Origin of the sequence: Mesorhizobium sp. M0217 (genome assembly GCF_040321955.1) — a bacterium.
Lineage (GTDB): Bacteria > Pseudomonadota > Alphaproteobacteria > Rhizobiales > Rhizobiaceae > Mesorhizobium.
On the sequence record NZ_JAMYSN010000012.1, the window covers coordinates 158230 to 176283 of the forward strand.

General features: G+C 63.9%; 14 protein-coding genes. 9 read left to right on the forward strand and 5 right to left on the reverse strand.

The genetic code is table 11. The features are described 5' to 3' along the window. Positions 1-65: 65 nt before the first annotated feature. Complete coding sequence (locus tag NKJ18_RS20035; RefSeq protein ID WP_352759351.1) at positions 66-6275, reverse strand: kinesin; 6210 nt, start codon at positions 6273-6275, stop codon at positions 66-68. Positions 6276-6588: 313 nt separating this feature from the next. Here NKJ18_RS20035 and NKJ18_RS20040 point away from each other — a divergent pair, with 313 nt between their 5' ends. The 3 genes from NKJ18_RS20040 to NKJ18_RS20050 all read left to right on the forward strand — a co-directional run bounded on the left by NKJ18_RS20040 (position 6589) and on the right by NKJ18_RS20050 (position 8541). Then, positions 6589-6927: an Hpt domain-containing protein gene (locus tag NKJ18_RS20040; RefSeq protein ID WP_023700815.1), complete on the forward strand. Its 339-nt coding sequence runs from the start codon at positions 6589-6591 to the stop codon at positions 6925-6927. Positions 6928-7084: 157 nt separating this feature from the next. Beyond that, positions 7085-7405, forward strand: coding sequence for a 2Fe-2S iron-sulfur cluster-binding protein (locus NKJ18_RS20045; protein ID WP_023673507.1), 321 nt, complete (start codon positions 7085-7087; stop codon positions 7403-7405). A gap of 104 nt (positions 7406-7509) precedes the next feature. Then, positions 7510-8541, forward strand: a complete 1032-nt coding sequence (locus NKJ18_RS20050) for an NAD(P)/FAD-dependent oxidoreductase (protein WP_023748746.1) — start codon at positions 7510-7512, stop codon at positions 8539-8541. Between the two features lie 20 nt (positions 8542-8561). Here NKJ18_RS20050 and NKJ18_RS20055 read toward each other — a convergent pair whose 3' ends face one another. Both NKJ18_RS20055 and NKJ18_RS20060 read right to left on the reverse strand, forming a co-directional pair. Then, positions 8562-10046 (reverse strand): MDR family MFS transporter, encoded by a 1485-nt coding sequence (locus NKJ18_RS20055; RefSeq protein ID WP_023673505.1) that lies wholly within the window; start codon positions 10044-10046, stop codon positions 8562-8564. 232 nt (positions 10047-10278) lie between these two features. Then, positions 10279-10899 (reverse strand): DUF922 domain-containing Zn-dependent protease, encoded by a 621-nt coding sequence (locus tag NKJ18_RS20060; protein ID WP_023728091.1) that lies wholly within the window; start codon positions 10897-10899, stop codon positions 10279-10281. 148 nt (positions 10900-11047) lie between these two features. On the opposite strand from NKJ18_RS20060, the gene folP reads away from it, so the two are divergent. From folP to folK, 3 genes are read left to right on the forward strand one after another with little or no spacing between them, the layout of a single operon-like run. Beyond that, positions 11048-11893, forward strand: a complete 846-nt coding sequence (gene folP / locus NKJ18_RS20065; protein WP_023673503.1) for a dihydropteroate synthase — start codon at positions 11048-11050, stop codon at positions 11891-11893. A 17-nt stretch (positions 11894-11910) separates the two neighbouring features. After that, complete coding sequence (gene folB, locus NKJ18_RS20070; protein WP_023673502.1) at positions 11911-12270, forward strand: dihydroneopterin aldolase; 360 nt, start codon at positions 11911-11913, stop codon at positions 12268-12270. Further along, on the forward strand, positions 12254-12772 hold the full coding sequence (folK, locus tag NKJ18_RS20075; RefSeq protein WP_023685987.1) for a 2-amino-4-hydroxy-6-hydroxymethyldihydropteridine diphosphokinase: 519 nt from the start codon (positions 12254-12256) through the stop codon (positions 12770-12772). The genes folB and folK overlap by 17 nt, the downstream gene beginning before the upstream one ends. On the opposite strand, the gene NKJ18_RS20080 is transcribed toward folK, so the two are convergent. Together NKJ18_RS20080 and NKJ18_RS20085 are read right to left on the reverse strand one after the other, a co-directional pair. After that, positions 12769-13317 (reverse strand): DUF924 family protein, encoded by a 549-nt coding sequence (locus tag NKJ18_RS20080; protein WP_023673500.1) that lies wholly within the window; start codon positions 13315-13317, stop codon positions 12769-12771. The two genes, folK and NKJ18_RS20080, sit on opposite strands and share 4 nt — an antisense overlap. Then, positions 13317-15164: a monovalent cation:proton antiporter-2 (CPA2) family protein gene (locus tag NKJ18_RS20085; RefSeq protein ID WP_023673499.1), complete on the reverse strand. Its 1848-nt coding sequence runs from the start codon at positions 15162-15164 to the stop codon at positions 13317-13319. Before NKJ18_RS20085 ends, NKJ18_RS20080 begins: the two co-directional genes overlap by 1 nt. Positions 15165-15324: 160 nt before the next feature. On the opposite strand from NKJ18_RS20085, the gene NKJ18_RS20090 reads away from it, so the two are divergent. The 3 genes from NKJ18_RS20090 (at position 15325) to NKJ18_RS20100 (ending at position 18032) form a co-directional block, all read left to right on the forward strand. Further along, positions 15325-16314 (forward strand): AraC family transcriptional regulator, encoded by a 990-nt coding sequence (locus NKJ18_RS20090; protein WP_023673498.1) that lies wholly within the window; start codon positions 15325-15327, stop codon positions 16312-16314. A 59-nt stretch (positions 16315-16373) separates the two neighbouring features. Next, a complete protein-coding gene (locus tag NKJ18_RS20095; protein WP_023715852.1) occupies positions 16374-17582 on the forward strand; it encodes an MFS transporter in 1209 nt (402 codons plus the stop codon). A gap of 183 nt (positions 17583-17765) precedes the next feature. Continuing rightward, positions 17766-18032: a hypothetical protein gene (locus NKJ18_RS20100; RefSeq protein ID WP_023685989.1), complete on the forward strand. Its 267-nt coding sequence runs from the start codon at positions 17766-17768 to the stop codon at positions 18030-18032. Positions 18033-18054: the final 22 nt, after the last annotated feature.

Genomic DNA, 18054 nt, shown 5'->3' on the forward strand with positions numbered 1-18054 from the left:
GACGATTTTGCACAAAGAAAAGGCGGGAACTTCCCGCCTTTTCTGTGTCTGTGGTGTCGCCTCAATCAGTGCAAACGGCCGCTCGCATGGGCCAGCATGGTGTAGACCTTGCCGGTGTCCGACGTCAGGTAGGTCTGCGCCATGATGTTGTCGCGGTCGTTGCGCGAGACGTCCTTGAGCAGCTTCTCGAAATCGTCGCAGTAGCGGTCGACGGCGGCGCGGAACTCCGCCTCGGCCTGATATTTGCGGCGGATTTCGTCAAAGGTCTGCTGGCCCTTGAGCGTGTAGAGGCGGCGCGTGAACACGTCACGCTCGCCGCGCCGGTAGCGGTTCCACAGCTCGATAGAGGCGTCGTGGTCGATCGCCCGGGCGATATCGACCGAGAGCGAGTTGAGCGACTCCATGACATGCAGGGGCGAGCGCTGGGCGGGAGCCGCGCGCGGTGCTTCCGCGGGCGCTGCCGGCGTGGCGACTTCCTCCTCGCGCGATGCTCCGGTCAGGAGATCGCGCACCCAGCCGCCTTGCGGCGTGCGGGCGTTGGCGTCGCGCTGGCGCGGTGCTTCGGCGGGGCGTTCGATATCGAGCGTGCCACGCAGGCCGCCGAGCGGCGCCTGCGGAGCAGGGCGTTCCGGCTGTGGCGCCGGCGGCGGGCGGCGTACCGGCTCGGCCGGGCGCTGCACTGGCGCCTGAGGCGCCGGGCGCAGGGCGCGCGGTTCGGCATTGTCGCCGCCACGTCCCGATTTCGCAACGATATCCGAAAGTTCCTTGAGCGCGTTGATCTGCTCGGCAACTGCACGGCGGATCGCCGAGGTCGATTCCTTGGCCTCTTCCGGCATTTCGATGACGCCCTTCTTGAGCTCGGCGCGGGTGAGGTCGAGCTCGCTCTTGATCGAGCTTGCGGTGCGCCGCATCTCCTCGGTCGCATCGGCGAACCGGCTGGTTGCCGAATCGACCACTTCCGTTATGGCGATGCGGATCTTGTCGGCTGATTCCAGCGTCTTACCTTCGGCATTCTGCATCGTCTGGCCGACAAGGTTTTCGAACGAACGCATCACCTTCTCGAGGTCTTCCGACTTCTTGACCAGGCCGACGGCGAGATCTTCGAGCGACGATTGCCGCTCAAGAGTGTGCTCCAGATTGCTCTGCGCCGAGCTCAACAGATCCGAAGCCGAGGACAGCAAGCGGCTGTGCTCGTCGAACTTGGTGGCGATCGAGGCCACTTCGCGCAGGGTCGACGACGACAGTTCGGTAAGCCGCGTCGTGTTCGAATCGACCAGGCGTGCCGAGCTGGCGAAGGTCTGCGCCGCCTTTTCGGTGGTTGCCGCGAAGCTTTGCGTGCTGCCGCTCAGACGTTCGTCAACCTGGCCGAGGTTGATCGCCGCCTGTTCGATCAGCTCACCAAGCTGCGAGCTGGAGACGCTCATGCGGCCGATGAGGTCGGCGACGCTATCGGCGAGCGACGAGCGCGCGCCTTCGACGGCCGACAGCGTTTCGGCGGTGCGGCTGGCGAGCGCGTTGACGAGGGCGGCATTTTCGCTGCGCAGCTTCTCGGTCGCGCGTTCGGTGACCTCTTCCATGCTCTTTTGCAGTTCCGAGCCGCCCTGGGCGAAGCGCTCCACCAGCGGCCGCGCGGTTTCGTCCAGGATCTTCGCCATCTCGGCCGAACGCGCCGCCAGCATCGTATTGAGCTCGCGGGTATTGGTGCCGATGGTCTTGGCAGCGTCGTTGGTGCTCTGGCCGATGTGCTGGCCGACCGCGGTAAAAGTCTCCGCAATCGTGTTGGCGCGCGAGATCAGTTGAGCTTCTGCGCTGGAAACCTGCTCGTTGAGCTTCTGGCCCATTGTCTCCGTCGTATAAAGAAGGCGGTTCTCGACGCTGGCGACCTGTTCCTCGACGCGCGAAGCTGCGGACGCAACGCTCGCGGCCAGCCGCTCGTCGGCCCCGGCAAGAGCCTGCTCCATCTCGCGGGCGTGGACGGCAAGTTCCTGGCCGGTCTGGCGTGCACGTTCGGCAACACGCTGCTCGGTGCTGGCGAAGGCGCCAACGATGTTGTCGGCATGCTCGCCGATCGTCGAAGTGGAGTCGGCGATGCGCGACACCAGGCGGTGATCGGCCTCGTCGAAGATGCGGCTGATCTCGGTGGCGCGGGCTGACAGCGCGTCCGAACCCTCGGCGATGCGCGAGATCAGCTGTTGGTCGGCGGCGTCGAAGATGCGGCCAAGGTCGGAGGCGCGGGCGGCCAGCGCTTCGGCGGATTCGCCGATGCGCATGCTCAGCCGCTGGTCGGCGCCCTCGAAGTTACGCAGGATGTCGCCGGCGCGGTCGGCCAGCGACTGCGCCGTCTCGACCGCGCGGGCGACCAGCTTCTGGTCGGCGGCGTCGAACGTGCCGGCGATCTCGCCGGCGCGGGCAGCCAGCCGTCCAGCCGTTTCTTCGGCGCGGGCGAGCAGCGAGTTCGACGTCTCGTCATGCCGGGCAAGCAGCACGCTCGTTGTGTCTTCGGCGCGAGCAAGCAAAGCATTCGTCGTATCCTCGGCGCGAGCAAGCAGGGCGCTCGATGTGTCCTCGGCACGTGCGTGCAGACGGCGATCCGCGTCCTCGAAGGTGCGGGCGATGTCCTCGGCCCGGGCCAAAAGGGCGGCCGAGGTCTGCTCGGCACGCTCGGCGATCTTGCGGTCGGCATCACTGAAGGCAGCACCGGCCTGTTCGTGCAGCGCGCTGGTGACTTCCATCACCTTCTCGCGGAGCGCGCCGGCAACGAAGACGGCGCTCTTTTCAAGCACGCTGCGGACATTGTCGACACCCACCGACAACGCGCGCTCCATGGTTCCGGCGCGCTCTTCGATGATGCCGGTCTGCTTGCTGAAGGCCTGCTCGATTTTCTCGACATCGGCAGCGATTGCCGCCGAGATATCGGTGCTTCTGCCGGCAATCTGGTCGATATGGCCCGACAGAGAGCGGTCGACGTCCTTGCGTATGTCGGCGAGCTTTGCCAGATCGTCTTCCAGCGCCTGGGTCAACATGTTGCGGCCTTCGGCCAGCTTGCCGACATGGCCGGCGATGATGTCGTCAACCTCACCGCGGCTTGCCGACAGCTTCTGCAGGTCGGCTTCCAGCGCACGTTTCAGGATGTCTCGGCCCTCGGCCAGCTTCTCGACCTGGCCTGCGACCAGTCCGTCGATGCTCGACCGGCTCTCGGCCAGCTTGGCGAGGTCGTCCTCGAGAGCCTTCGACAGCGTCGCGCGATCCCGGACGAGCTTGTCGCTGTGACCCTCGATCAGGCTGTTGACATTTTCCAAATCCGCTTCCAACACCCGTGCGAACTCGCCACGGTTTTCGCTCAGCTTCTGCGACTGGTCGGCAATGGCGCTCCTGATCGCATTGAGATCGGCTTCGAGCGCCCGTGTGAGGATGTCTCGGCCCTCGGCGAGCTTCTCGACCTGTCCGGCGACCAGCCCATCGATGTTGGAGCGGCTCTCCGCCAGCTTGGCGATGTCGTCTTCCAGTGCCTTTGAGAGCGCCGAACGGTCCTGGACGAGCCTGTTTTGATGATCGGCCATGATGCCGCTGACATTGTGCAAATCGTCCTGAAGCGCCTGGGATAGCGTCGAACGATCCTGGACAAGCCGGCTCGAGTGGTCGGTGATCAGGCTGTTCACATTCTGAAGGTCATCCTTAAGCGCCTGGGATAGCGTCGAACGATCCTGAACAAGCCGGTTCGAGTGGTCGGCGATCAGGCTGTTCACATTCTGCAGATCGGCCTCCAGTGCCTTGGAAAGCTGACCGCGCTCTTCCGCCACCTTGTCGGAATGACCCGCGATGGCGCCCTTGATGGTGTTGAGGTCGGCTTCGAGCGCGCGCTTGAGGATATCGCGGCCCTCGGCCAGCTTCTCGACCTGGCCGGCGACCAGCCCGTCGATGCTCGACCGGCTCTCGGCGAGCTTGGCGAGGTCGGCCTCGAGCGTCTGTGACAACAGGCCACGATCGTCGGCAAGCCGGCTCGAATGGTCGGAGAGCAGGCCTCTGATGCCGGACAGGTCGTTCTCCAGCGCCTTGCTGAGTTCGGTGCGGTCCTCGGCCAGTTTCGCCGAGTGGTTCTCGATCACGCCCTTGATGCCGATAATGTCATTTTCGAGCGCCTTGGTCAGGATGGCGCGGCCTTCGGCGATCTTTTCAACCTGGCCGGCGACCAGCCCGTCAATGGAGGCGCGGCTGTCGGCGAGCTTGCCGAGATCGGCTTCCAGGGCGCGCGACAGAATGTTGCGGCCTTCGGCCAGTTTACCGACATGTCCGGCGACCATTTCGTCAATGATCGTACGGGCTTGCACAAGTTTTCCGGAGTCTTCATGCAAAGCCTGGTTGAGCCGGTTGCGGCCTTCTTCAAGCCGCTCGAGATGGCTGCCCAGCGACGCGTCGATGGCGGCGCGCGACTCGTTGACCTTGCGCAGATCCTCTTCCAGGGCGCGCGAGATCAGGTTGCGGCCTTCGGCCAGCTTCTGCACCTGGTTCGTTACGGCCGCATCGATGCCGGCGCGGCCCTCGGCGAACTTCGCCAGGTCCGCCTGCATGGCAGCCGCCATGCGTTCGCGGCTTTCGGACAGCTTGCGGCTGTGGGTTTCGACGGCGTCCTCGATGCCGACACGGGCATCGGCAAGCCGCTGGATGTCGGTGTCGAATGAGCGCGACACGACATGGCGGGCGGCTTCCATGCGGCCGGCGAAATCGCTGGCGCGGGCTTCGAGCATCGACGAGGTCGACGAGACGATGTCGGCCATGTCGGCGCCGATCTGGGTCTTGCCCTGATCGATCATGGCCGACAAATGATCCTTGCTCTCGGCAAAGGTGTGGGCGATCTCGCGGGCGCGCTCGACCAGCGTTTCGTTGATCTGGCGGGCGCGCGCCTCGAGCGCGGCGTTGAGCTTCTGCGTGCCGGTATCGAGTGCTTCGGCGCGGGTCTGAAATTCGCTGATCAGCGCCTGGCCGCGCTCGGCCAGTGTCCGCTCGATGCCGTTCAGGCTGGACTCGAATTCCGAGCTCAGGGTGCGGGCGGCGCCGCCGAGCAGCGACACCATGCCTGTGGTGCGGTCGTCGAGCAGGTCGGTCAGCGACCGGGTCAGGCCGTCTGTGGTGTCCGTCAGCTTGGCGATGCGGGTGTCGAGCAGCGAAGCAAAGGCTTCGCCCGATGTCGACAGCCTGTCGGTGATTGAATCCAGCCGGGTTTCGACGGAATCGAAGATCGACATCGAGCTTTCATTGATGCGGTCAATCAGCGTGTCGCCGGAATTGGTGATCGTCATCGACAGCTTGGTCGACGCGTTGAGGATAGAGTCGCGAATAATGTCGGAGGCGGCGCCGATCTCGTCCTTCAGCGTTTCATGCGCGCCGGTGATCGAGGCGCGCACGCGCTCGGCATGAGTGACGACGGCTTCGCGCTCGCTGCCCAGCCCGTCGACCAGCGACCGGATGCGCGATTCATTCTCCGAATAGGAGCGTTCGATCTGGTTGACCTCGCTGTGGACCAGCGTTTCGAGCTCGACGGCGCGCGCCAGCGTGCGCTCGATGCCTTCGCCCATCGCCGCCACTTCACGGCGAACGGCCTGGCCGATCATCATCACGCGATCCTGGGCGAGGTTTTCCGGCTCCGCCAAGCGGAAAGCCACCTCCGTCATCGACTGCGCGGCAATGCGCATTTCCTGCGCGCGGCGGATCATCGCCGCGAAGGCCCAAAACAGGACGACCGGTATGATTGCCGCGATCGCCAGGCCGATCAGTTCAGGGCGGGCCAGGATTTGATCGAATGTACGAATTTTCCAGATGCTGGGGCCAAACAGCAGATTGGCAAGGCCGCCGGCGCCGGCGATCCAGGCCAGCGACACGAACGCCACGACCCAATAGATCGTGCTCGACGCGCGCCGGTTGAGGCTGTGCAGCAGCGTCTTGTAATCTTTTTGGCGGTCATCGTTTGCCGGCTTGAAGCCGGCTGGCTGGGCGCTGTTGCGCGATTCGACCGGGCGCAGCTCGGCGGGCTTGGCTGCCGGCTTCGCACTCTGGTTTTGTTGGACGGACGCGTTTTGAGCGGGAGCGGGCTTCTGGGGGCGGCCTTCGCGCGCCAGTTCGTCCGCGGCCTGCGATATCTGCGCTTCCAGATCTTCCATCGACGCCGCGATATCGAGATCGCCGCTGCCGTCTCCGCTGAGATCGAGGTCTAGCGCCTTTTCGAGTTCCCTGGCTACGTCGCTGTCGAGAGTTCTGGTCGTCGTTGGTTTCTTCGCCATGCCTTCGCTACCCTGTACTAGCTGCCGAGGGACTTCTTATTTTTGCCTGATTCTGGCTCGTCTTATCCCACGCAGGAGGCTGAAAATGGACCTTCGTATCGTAATGACACACAGGGGTAAAGAAAACATGCATTCCGCGAGATACGTAAAACTTTAAATATAAGGTTAACGACAACGTGATCTAACCGCCTCAGCGGCAACAATTTTCCAGCCCATTCATTAACGCGTTGGCGACGGAAATCGCCTAGTTTTTTCGGCGATCGGCACAAGGAGTTTCAAATTGGTACGCGGTGAAAGCGGCATTGCCTTCTCAATGCCGGGCGGCGATGCGTCGGGACCGGCCCGTTCGCGCCCAGTGGATCTGGCCCATCTGGCCCGTCAGACAATGGGCGATCGCGCCCTCGAACAGGAGGTATTGGCACTGTTCGTACAGCAGGCGCTTTCCGTCCGCGACAGAATAGTCGATGCCGACATCAGGGAGCGACTGCTTCTGGCGCATGGGCTGAAAGGTTCGGCGCGCGGGGTCGGCGCCTTTGCCATCGCCGACTGCGCCACCTCGATCGAACAGCAGCCGGAAGATGCGCGCATCCTCAAGCGCCTCGGCACCCTGATCGAGGAAGTGCGCGATTTCATCGCCGCCATCAGCCGGTAATGGCTGCCGCTCGGCAGCGGCCACCGGGATGAATCGACGGGGCCAGGGCGTGCTTTGGCCAGCTTTCCGAAAAAACGTCACAAAGCGGCGCTTTCGCGCGGCAGTTGACTTGTCCGGCGGAGTGATTATCTCGGCTGGGACTCCCTTCAGGTGACAAATGACCAAGCTGACCTTCATTGCCCATGACGGCACTCCTTTCGATGTCGAGGCCGAAAACGGCTCGACCGTCATGGAGAATGCGATCCGTAGCGCGGTGCCGGGCATCGAGGCAGAATGCGGCGGCGCCTGCGCCTGCGCGACCTGCCATGTCTATGTCGACGAAGCCTGGACGGCCGAGGTCGGCGAGCCGGAGGCGATGGAAGAGGACATGCTGGACTTTGCCTATGACGTCCAGCCGAACTCGCGCCTGTCCTGCCAGATCAAGGTGCGCGACGCGCTTGACGGCCTCGTCGTGCGCGTGCCGGCTCGCCAGGGTTGATCTCCCGTAGCATCTGATTTTTCCCGCCGCCGCTTGGCAGCGGGCCAATGCTCATGCAGTCTCGCGCCAGTTTCGGCCCAGTTTGACAATGAGGCTCGCCTGGCATGACCGATATAATCAAGACGGACGCACTCATTGTCGGGGCGGGGCCGGTCGGCCTGTTCGCCGTGTTCGAACTCGGCCTCTTCGACATGAAGTGCCATCTGATCGATATCCTCGACCGGCCCGGCGGCCAATGCGCCGAACTCTATCCGGAAAAGCCGATCTACGACATTCCAGGCTGGCCCTCGATCTCGGCGCAAGGGCTGGTCGACAAACTGCTCGAGCAAATTCAACCGTTCAAGCCGGATTTTACCTTCAACCGCATGGTCTCCAGCCTGGAAAAGCTGGACGACGGCTCATTTCGGGTCACCACCGACGAGAACGAGGTGTTCGAAGCCAAGGTGGTGGTGATCGCCGCCGGTGGCGGCTCGTTCCAGCCCAAGCGGCCGCCCATTCCCGGCATCGAGGCCTATGAGGGCAGGAGCGTCTTCTATTCGGTGCGCCGTATGGAGGAATTCCGCGGCCACGACCTCGTCATCGTCGGTGGCGGCGATTCCGCACTCGACTGGACGCTGAACCTGCAGCCGGTGGCAAAAAGCGTGACACTGGTCCACCGGCGCGCGGAATTCAGGGCGGCGCCCGACAGCGTCAACAAGATGTATGCCATGCAGGAGATGAAGCAGCTGGAGTTCCGGGTCGGCCAGGTGAGCGGCCTGACCGGCGCCGACGGCGAGCTGGCCTCTGCTACCATCAAGGGCGGGCCTGACGGCGACATCGAGGTGCCGTGCACGCGCATGCTGCCGTTCTTCGGCCTGACCATGAAGCTCGGCCCGATCGCCGAATGGGGGCTCAACCTTCATGAGAACCTCATTCCGGTCGATACCGAGAAATTCCAGACTTCGGTGCCAGGCATCTTTGCCGTCGGCGACATCAACTGGTACCCAGGCAAGCTGAAGCTGATCCTGTCGGGTTTTCACGAGGTGGCGCTGATGGCGCAGGCCGCCAAGCGCATCATCAGCCCCGGTGAGCGCATCGTCTTCCAGTACACGACGTCGTCGACCAGCCTGCAGAAGAAGCTCGGCGTCGTGGAGTAGGTCCTACAGGGCTTTCCGGATCACTCCACCAGAACGACTGGCGCCTCGGCGTCGTCGCGGCCGCGCAGTGACTTCTCCGGCATCAGCGCCAGCGTCATCAGCGCCAGCACGAGCGTGACGGCCGCGGCAAGGAAGATCATCATGAAGGGCGTCGCCGAGACGATCTGTCCGGCAGCCGGCGCGCCTTCGCCGGCAAGCGGCAGGCCATAGCCGAGCGCGACGGCGCCGAGCATGGCGACGCCGAGCGCGCTGCCCAGCGAACGCAGGAAGGTCAGCACGCCGGTGGCAACGCCGAGATGCGCGCGGTCGACGGCGTTCTGCACCGATACGGTGGCGACCGGGAAAGTGGTGCCGCTTCCAAGGCCGATGCAGATGGTCAAGAGCTCGACCACCAGCAGCGAGGCGCGGCCGGCGACCAGGCTGAGCACGCCAAGGCAGATAATGGCGAAGAGAACGCCGACCATGGCTATACGCTTGTAGTGGAAGAAGCGCGGTATCGTGCGGCCGCTGAAGGTCGCGCCGGCGACCGTTCCGAGCAGCAGGCCGAGCATGGCAAGGCCCGACTGGCTGACCGACAGGCCGATGATCGACTGCAGATAGACCGGCAGGTACACCGACAGGCCGATATTGGCGGCCTGCAGCAGGAACATCGACGCCGTGCCGGCAAGCACGATCGGATTGCTCAGCACTTCAAGCGAAATCAGCGGCTCGGCCGCACGCATCAGCCTGAGGGCGAACGCACCCCAGAAGACCGCCGAACAGGCGAGCAGGCCGACGATCTCGCGCGAGGCCCATGGATAGGCGCTGCCGCCCCAGTTGAGGGCCAAAAGCAGCAATGCCGTCGCCACCACCAGAAGCAGCGCGCCCGGCGCGTCGATGCGATGCCGCTTTGCGGCGACCGGCAGTTTGCGCAGCGGCTTGTTGATGATGGCCATGGCCAAGATGCCGAGCGGGATATTGATCCAGAAGATCAGCGACCAATGCAGATGTTCGGCAAATCCGCCGCCGAGCAAAGGCCCGGCGATGCTGGCGACCGCCCAGGTGCCCGAAATCCAGGCGGCATAACGCGCGCGTTCGCGCGGCGGCACCAGGTCGCCGATGACGATCTGCGCCAGGGCGAACAGGCCGCCGCCGCCCGCACCCTGGATCGCCCGGCCGACAACCAACACGAACATGTTGGGGGCCATGGCGCTGACCAGCGATCCCAGAAGGAAGATCAGGATCGCCGCATAGACGGTCGGCCGGCGGCCATAGACGTCGGAAATCTTGCCGTAGAGCGGCGCCATGGCCGTCGCCGTCAGGAGATAGCCGGTCACGATCCACGGCAGGTAGTCGGCATGGCCGAGCGAACGGCCGATGGTCGGCATGGCCGGCGCGACGATTGTCTGGTCAAGCGCTGCCAGCAGCATCGACAGCAGGATGCCGGCGATGATGACGTTCTTCTCGCTTTCCGTCAGCGGTGCGGCGGGAGGCAGCCTAGCCGGCTTGTCGACAGCTTGGTCCATATCAGTTCATCCATAAAGTTTGAGACCGATTGCGCGGCGCCAAATGGCCGCTCCGCTACGCGCCGCCTCAATTGGTCTTGATCTGGTGTTTCGAAGCTCGCGCCTTGCCAGCCTGACATATCTTGCGAGCCTGACATATGTCGTCCCGTATAGGCCGATTTCGACCTATGCCCGAAAATTTCTGGGGCTGGCCTCATGTTTCGGCAGAATTGGCTTGGTATCGGTCCGTGTTTCAGCCGGGCGGAAGCTGGCCGTTCTCGACGCGCTGCATGCGGTAGCGCAGCAGCCGCAGGATGCGGCTTTCGAAATTCACGCCTTCCACGCGGTCGAAGCGCAATTGGTCCTGGTCATGCCTGGCGAGTTCGGCCGCGGTGATCTGCGCCGCCTTCGCCTTGGCCCCGGCGCAGGTCTTTTGCGCAAAGCTCGCGTTCAGCGCGTCTTCGAGCAGACGGCCGTGGTTCTTGGCGATCTCGACATGACGCTCCTCATGGCGCTTGATGTCGGCCGACAGGGTGTCCCAGAACAGTCTGACATCGGGATCGGCCTTGCGCGGCCTGCGCCACTCCGGAAGGATGACCTTGACCTTGACGGTAACGGCGGCCTTGGCGATGCGGCAGGTGTCTGCGGTTTGCGCGTAGCTGATGCGGGTGGTGAACGCCATCTGGGTGGCGCCTGGATGCCGCATCCCGGTGCTTTTCACCTCGGGTCCATGCTTCGACAATTGCGTCTCGATGTCATCGAGCGTGCTGCCGCCGATGGCAAAATAGCTGTAGGTCTTCACCAGATTGGCAGCATTCGCCGGCAGGACGGTCAAAGCCAGCATCAGGGCGCAGAGCAGGGGTCGTTTCATCATGTTGCCTCTTCACTCACCTTGCTTTACGGCCGTTGCCGGCGCAACGGAATTGATCTTCCACCGATCACGCATCGTTGATGGATTGCAAGCGCTCGATGAGCCACATGCCAATGAGCCACATGCCAATGAGACACATGGTTGAAGGACAATGACGACAAGGCGATGGCAACTGGCGCATAAGTGCCATCTCGACCTTGGCGAGAAAGCCATTGTGGTCGGCATTCTCAACGTCACGCCCGACAGTTTTTCGGATGGCGGACTGTTCATCACGCCTGACCAGGCGGTGGCGCAGGCGCACCGCATGGTGGAAGAAGGCGCCGCCGTCGTCGATATCGGCGGGGAATCGACGCGCCCCGGCGCCTCGCCCGTGACGCCTGAAGAAGAGCAGGCCCGCATCCTGCCGGTCATCGCCGCGCTCGCCAGTTCAGGCGAAGCCCTGATTTCGGTCGACACCTATCGCGAGGAAACCGCGCGCCTCGCCGTCGCCGCCGGCGCGCATATCGTCAACGATGTCTGGGGCTTGCAGCGTGAACCCGGCATCGCCCGCGTCGCCGCCGAGACCGGCGCCGGACTGGTCATCATGCATACCGGGCGCGGGCGGCAAAAACTGCCCGACGTCATCGCCGACCAGTTTTTGTTCCTCAAGGCTTCGCTGGAAGTCGCCAGGCGCAGCGGCGTTGCGGACGATCATATCGTACTCGATGCCGGCTTCGGCTTCGCCAAGGAGACGGCTGAGGAAAACCTCGACCTGATGGCGCGGTTTTCCGAGCTTAAGGAGCTCGGTTTTCCCTTGATGGCCGGCACCTCCAGAAAACGCTTCATCGGCACCGTCACCGGCCGCGAAGCCGGCGCGCGCGCCGCCGGGACGGTAGCCACCAGTGTCATTCTGAGGCTGAAGGGCGCCGATCTGTTTCGCGTCCACGATGTCGCAATCAACGTGGACGCACTGGCGGTCGCCGATGCTATGCTGGCGCGCGAAAAGCCAGGACGCTGAGCCCAGGACACTAAGAAATGTACGTCATCCGCATGAAGAACTGCGCCTTCTTTGCCCGGCACGGCGTGCTGGATGAGGAAGAGGCGCTTGGCCAGCGTTTTTATGTCGATGCCGAGTTGACGGTCGAGCCCAGCCGCCCGCTGGAGGATGATTCCATCGAGGACACCGTCAATTACGGCATCGCCTTCACGGTGATTGAAAAGATCGTCACTGGACATCGCCGCTTCCTGATCGAGGCGCTGGCGCTCGAAGTGGCGAAGGCGCTGACTTCACGGTTCCCGCAGATCAGGAAGGCCGAGATCACCGTGCGCAAGCCCAACGCACCGGTGCCCGGCGTGCTCGATTATGTCGAGGTGACCGTTGTCTGGCCAGAGTAACAATAACACGGTCTATCTCAGCCTTGGCGGCAATCTTGGCGATCCCTCGGCCTCGATGGCGGCGGCGCTGCGCCTGCTCGACGCCGACGAGAGCACGCGCGTCGTCGCCGTCTCCTCACTTTACCGCACGCCGCCCTGGGGCAAGCTCGACCAGCCGGATTTCCTCAACGCCGCTGCCGAAATCTCGACCTCGCTGGCGCCAAGGGCGCTGCTCGACCTCTGCCTCGAGGCCGAGCGCAAGCTGAAGCGGGTGCGCGAGGAGCGCTGGGGTCCGCGCCTGATCGACATCGACATATTGGTGTTCGGCGACCGCACAATCCACGAAACCGGGCTGGAGGTGCCGCATCCCCGAATGGTGGAGCGCGCCTTCGTGCTGGCGCCCTTGGCAGAGATCGCGCCGGATCTGGCGGTGGGCGGCAGGAGCGTGACCGAGCGGCTCAGCGCCGTCGATACGTCAGGCATAGAGCGGCTGGCTTCCGGCCGCGATTGGTGGCTGGGTTAACCGGAGAAGCCGCCGCCATCGAGAAATGCCTGTTCGTCCGCCGTCGTCTCGCGGCCAAGCATCTTGTTCCTGTGCGGAAAGCGGCCGAAGCGCTGGATGATGTCGCGGTGCTCGATGGCGTATTTCACATACTCCGGCGCCCTGGCGGTGGTGAGCTCGACCGATCTGTCCTGGTCGGCGGGCAGTTCCGAATGTTCGTAGGGCAGGTACAGGAAGACGCGCAGGTTTTCTTCCAGCGAAAGGTCATGGCCGGCCGCAATCGCCTTGGCGGCAAAGTGCCGTGCCAGCGGATCGGTGGCGTACATATGGCCTGAGCCGCGAAAGCAGTTGCGCGGAAACTGGTCGAGCAGGATCATCAGCGCCAGCGAACCCTCGGCATGCTCCGACCATGCGTCGCACTCGCGCCGCGCGGCGGCAAAGTGCAGGTCGAGAAACCTGCTGCGGAAATCCGCGTCGAAGACGTCGTTCTTCTCGAACCACGCGTCTTCGCCGGCCTCGCGCCAGAATTTGGTGACGGCGAGCGCGCGCTCATCCGATGCGGTCATCAGCTTTCCCCCTGATCGGCGGGCTCGGGCTTGTGCAGCACGCCGGCCGTCTCTTCGTTCAGCGCCTGGCCGGGCCGGCGCGGTTGCGTCAGCGGCGTCGGGATCGGCGTGCCGGTATTGCCCCTGAGGAAACGTTGCCCGGCGCGGACGCCTTCGGCCAGCTGCGTCTCCAGTCGGGCATTGTCGCGCCGTCGCACATCCTCGATGACATCGGCGACATCTTCCGGCTCGACGCCCAAAACCTCGAGCGCGGAACCGCCGAAGACGAGGGCCGATTCGAAGGTCTCGCGCAGCTGGAAGTCGACCCCGGCGCGGATGAGCGACAGCGCGGTGCCACGATCGAAGGCACGCGCCAGGACAGTCAGCAGCGGGAACTCCGCCTTGATCAGTTCCGCCATGCGCACGGCGGCGTCCGGCTTGTCGACGCAGATCAGCACGGCGCGGGCGCGGCCTGCACCTGCGGCGCGCAGAATGTCGAGCCGCGTGCCGTCGCCATAATAGACCTTGAAGCCGAAATCGGCGGCCGCCTGGATCATTTCGACATCATTGTCGATGATCGACACGTCGATGCCGCGCAACAAAAGCGGCTGGCTGGCGATCTGGCCGAAACGGCCGAAGCCGATGACCAGCACACTGCCGGTAAGGCCGTCGGCGATGTCGACGCCTTCAAGCGACTGCTCGTCGCGCGGCGTCACATATTTGAGCGCAATGATGGCCAGCGGCGTCAGCACCATGGAGATGATGATGATCGCGGTCAGCGTTGCGTTGGCCCGGCTGTCGATGATGCCAACCGCCGCCGCGGCCGAATAGAGGACGAAGGCGAATTCGCCGCCTTGCGCCATGATCACGGCGCGTTCCAGCGCTTCACGATGACCGCTCTTCAGCAAGCGGGCGACGAGGTAGATGCCGAGCGCATTCATCGCCATGTAGGCGACGACATAGACGGCGATCAGCCGCCAGTTGTCGGCCACCACATGTAGGTCGAGCGACATGCCGACGGCGAGGAAGAAAAGGCCAAGCAGGATGCCGCGGAATGGCTCGACGTCGGCCTCCAGCTGGTGGCGGAAGGTCGATTCCGACAACAGCACGCCGGCGAGGAAGGCGCCCATCGCCATCGAGAGGCCGGAAAGCTGCATGACCAGCGCCGACCCCAGCACGACCAGAAGGGCTGCCGCCGTCATGACTTCGCGCGCCTTGGCGTCGGCCAGGATGCGGAAGAACGGGTTGAGCAGATAGCGGCCGGCCACCACCAGCCCGACGATGGCGCCAAGACCGATGCCGATTTCGGTCAGCCTTTGCTGCAGGGTCATCTCGCTGCCGCCCGGCGCCAGGAAGGCGACCAGCGCCAGAAGCGGCACGATTGCCAGATCCTCGAGCAGCAGGATGGACACGATGCGCTGGCCCTTGGGGCTGGCCATCTCGCCACGCTCTTCCAGAAGCTGCATGACGATCGCCGTCGAGGTCAGGACAAAGCCGGCGCCGGCAACGAAGGATTGCGCGATCGGAAAGCCGCCGGCGAGACCAACACCGGTGAGCAGCAAGGCGCAGACGCCGACCTGCAGCGCGCCGAGGCCGAAAATCTCGCGGCGCAGGCCCCATAGCCGCGACGGCTGCATCTCCAGCCCGATGATGAACAGGAACATGACCACGCCGAGTTCGGCGACATGCAGGATGGCTTCCGATTCGGAAAAAATGCCAATACCGAACGGGCCGATGACCACGCCCGCGGCGAGATAGCCTAGGATCGAGCCCAGCCCCATGCGTTTGAAGATCGGAACGGCGACGACGCCTGCGGCAAGCAGCGCCACCACCTGAATGAGATCGCTGCCCGATGCTTCCGCTGCCATGCCTCTTGTCCCTGTGTCCGACAGCACTCCTTGCATGCACCGGGAGCGGGAGGCAAGGGCGGGAAGCCTGCCAGGATGGGTAGGGTGCCGTGGCAGCGATTCCCCGGTGGAACAACAGTCTGCGCTTGCCTGTCGGACGGCCGGTATCTATATCTGACAAATGCCTGATTATTCGTCCCGGCCGTCGCCGCTGCCACATATCCCGATGGATGCGCTCAGCGAAGTTCTGCAAGACTTTCGCTTGAGTGGCGTCAACTATGGCCGCTGCGAACTCCGGCACCCATGGAGCATAGACTTTCCGCAACAACAACTGCTTCGTTTTCACTTTGTCGGCCAGGGTCCATGCTGGATTCACACCGAAGCGCAAGGCTGGCAGGAGTTGCGCGATGGCGATCTGGTGCTGCTGCCGCAAGGCATCGCCCATCGGCTGGCGAGTGCGCCGGACGTGGTGGGCGATTCGCTCGAGGGCTGCCAGGTGATCAAGTTGGGCGGCAACGTTTGCGAAGTGATACGGCAGGGAACGGGCGCGACAAGCACCCTTTTCTGCGGCTCCATGTCTCTCGGCTCCTATGCGCTCAATCCGTTGATCACGTTGATGCCGCCTCTCATCAAGGGTTGCGACGTGGCCGGCAATGACCCGATGGTCGGCCCTTTGCTGGCGGCCATGACGGTGGAGGCCGCGCAACCGCAGATGGGCAGCGCCACCATCCTGTCGCGTATGGCGGATTTGCTGACAGCCAGGCTCATCCGGTGCTGGGTCAATTGCAACGGCGCATCGACCACCGGTTGGCTCGCAGCCATCCGCGACCCCCATATAGGCCGCGCTCTGGCGGCCATGCACCGCGACCCCGGCCACAACTGGACGCTGGGAAGCCTCGCCGGCGTGGCAGGCCAATCGCGTTCGATTTTCGCCGAGCGCTTCAGCGCGGTATTGGGGGAGGGTGCCGCACATTATCTCGCCCGCCTGCGAATGCAGCTTGCCCGCGAATTGCTGGGCCAAAACGGCTTGTCGGTTGCCGAAGTCGCTACCCGTTTGGGCTATGATTCCGAGGCGTCCTTCGCCCGCGCGTTCAAGCGCATCACCAATGTCTCGCCAGGCGTTGTGCGTCGCACAATTCCCGGACGAATGGATATGAATTTCGGATTTTAAGGTACATAACATCCGGGCGGACTCGCCTATCTAAGATCTCCAACTGTGGAGATCTTTCCGTGACGGACACAACATTACAGCTTGAAGACGCCGCAATCGGCCTTGATGCCGATGCACCAGCCGCGTGGAGCGCGGCCACATGGTTTGCGGTCCTATCATTGGCGGCCACCAGCTTTGCCCTGGTGTCAGCCGAGTTCTTGCCGGCAGGTCTGTTGACGCCGATGGCGCGCGATCTCGGCATCAGCGAGGGAACTGCCGGACAGGTCGTCACCGCCACCGCTTCCGTTGGCGCCGTGACGGCCATGTTGAGCAATGTTCTCATCGGCCGATTGAACCGCAAGGCGGTGCTGGTTGGCCTCATGGCCCTGGCGGTCGGTTCCAATATTCTTGCGGCGCTGGCGCCCAATTTCTGGCTGCTGTTGCTGGGCCGGGCCGGGTTGGGGATCGCTCTTAGCGCTTTCTGGGCACTTTCCGTTGCCGTCGTGGCGCGGCTGGTCGGCGCCAATGCGACAGGTCGCGGCATGGCGATCGTGACCCTCGGCGTCTCGCTCGCGACCATTGCCGCGCCGTCGATGGGTGCGTTGATCAGTGACTGGCTGGGATGGCGCAGCGCGATGGCCATGACGGCGGGGCTGGCCGCGCTTGCCATGCTGCTGCAGCTTCTCAGCCTGCCGACCTTGCCTGCGGCGGCAAGCAACAGCCTTGCAGACGTCTTTCGGCTGACACGGCGGCGTGGCATCCAACTCGGCATGCTTGCCATTGTTCTGCTGATGACCGGGCATTTTGCCGGCTCGGTCTATGTGCGCCCGTTCCTCGAACAGGTGACGCTCCTCACAACCGGGCCGATTGCCCTGGCGCTGCTCGGGTTCGGCATCGCCGCTGTGATCGGCAATATTGCCGGTGGCCGCCTGGCCGACACCAACATCCACATGGCCCTCGCAGTTACCGCCGCGTTGATGGCGTTTGCGGCACTCGCTTTGGTGCTTTGGGGCGCGCAAACCGGCGTTGCCTTCGGCTTTGTTACGCTGTGGGGCTTCGCCTTCGGCATGGCGCCGGTGGTGCTGCCGACCAATATGTCTCGCGCGGCATCTGATGCGCTGGAAGCAGCAGGCAGCCTGATGGTCACTTCCTTCCAGGTTGCCATCACCGTCGGTGCGGTTGTCGGCGGCTATGTCGTGGACACCTATGGCGCTACGGGACCTTTGACCCTAACCGCCGTCCTTGCCGCGGCGACGGCCGCACTGGCGCTGCTGCAGCCTCGTGGCTGAAACCTCGCTTCGTCTGACACGGGCGGCCTCAATCAGGCCGTCCGCGCCGTTGCAGCAGCGCTGCACAGGTTTATGCGCCGCACACGTTGCGTTTTGCCGCAATCGGCGGCTATGGGACGCCAGGCTTCGGCCGTTGGAAGGCAGCGACGATCAAGTTCTGCCTTCGTGAGGAGAATGACTGACATGAAGAAGTTTTTGCTCGTCGGCGTGGGTGTCGCCATGCTTGCCGCATCGGCCTGTTCGAAGGCGCCTGAATGCACGCAGGAAATCGCGGCCAAGAAGGCGCAGGAAATGACCGCCGCGCTGCAGGAAGCGATCACCAAGGATCCGACCAAGGCCGCCGACCTGACCGCCAAGGTGCAGGCTGTGACGACCAAATATCAGGGCGCCACCACGCCGGCCGACGCCTGCAAGGCCTATGACGATCTGACGGCCGCCATCAAGGGCTGATTCTTCGTTCGGAAATTGAGGA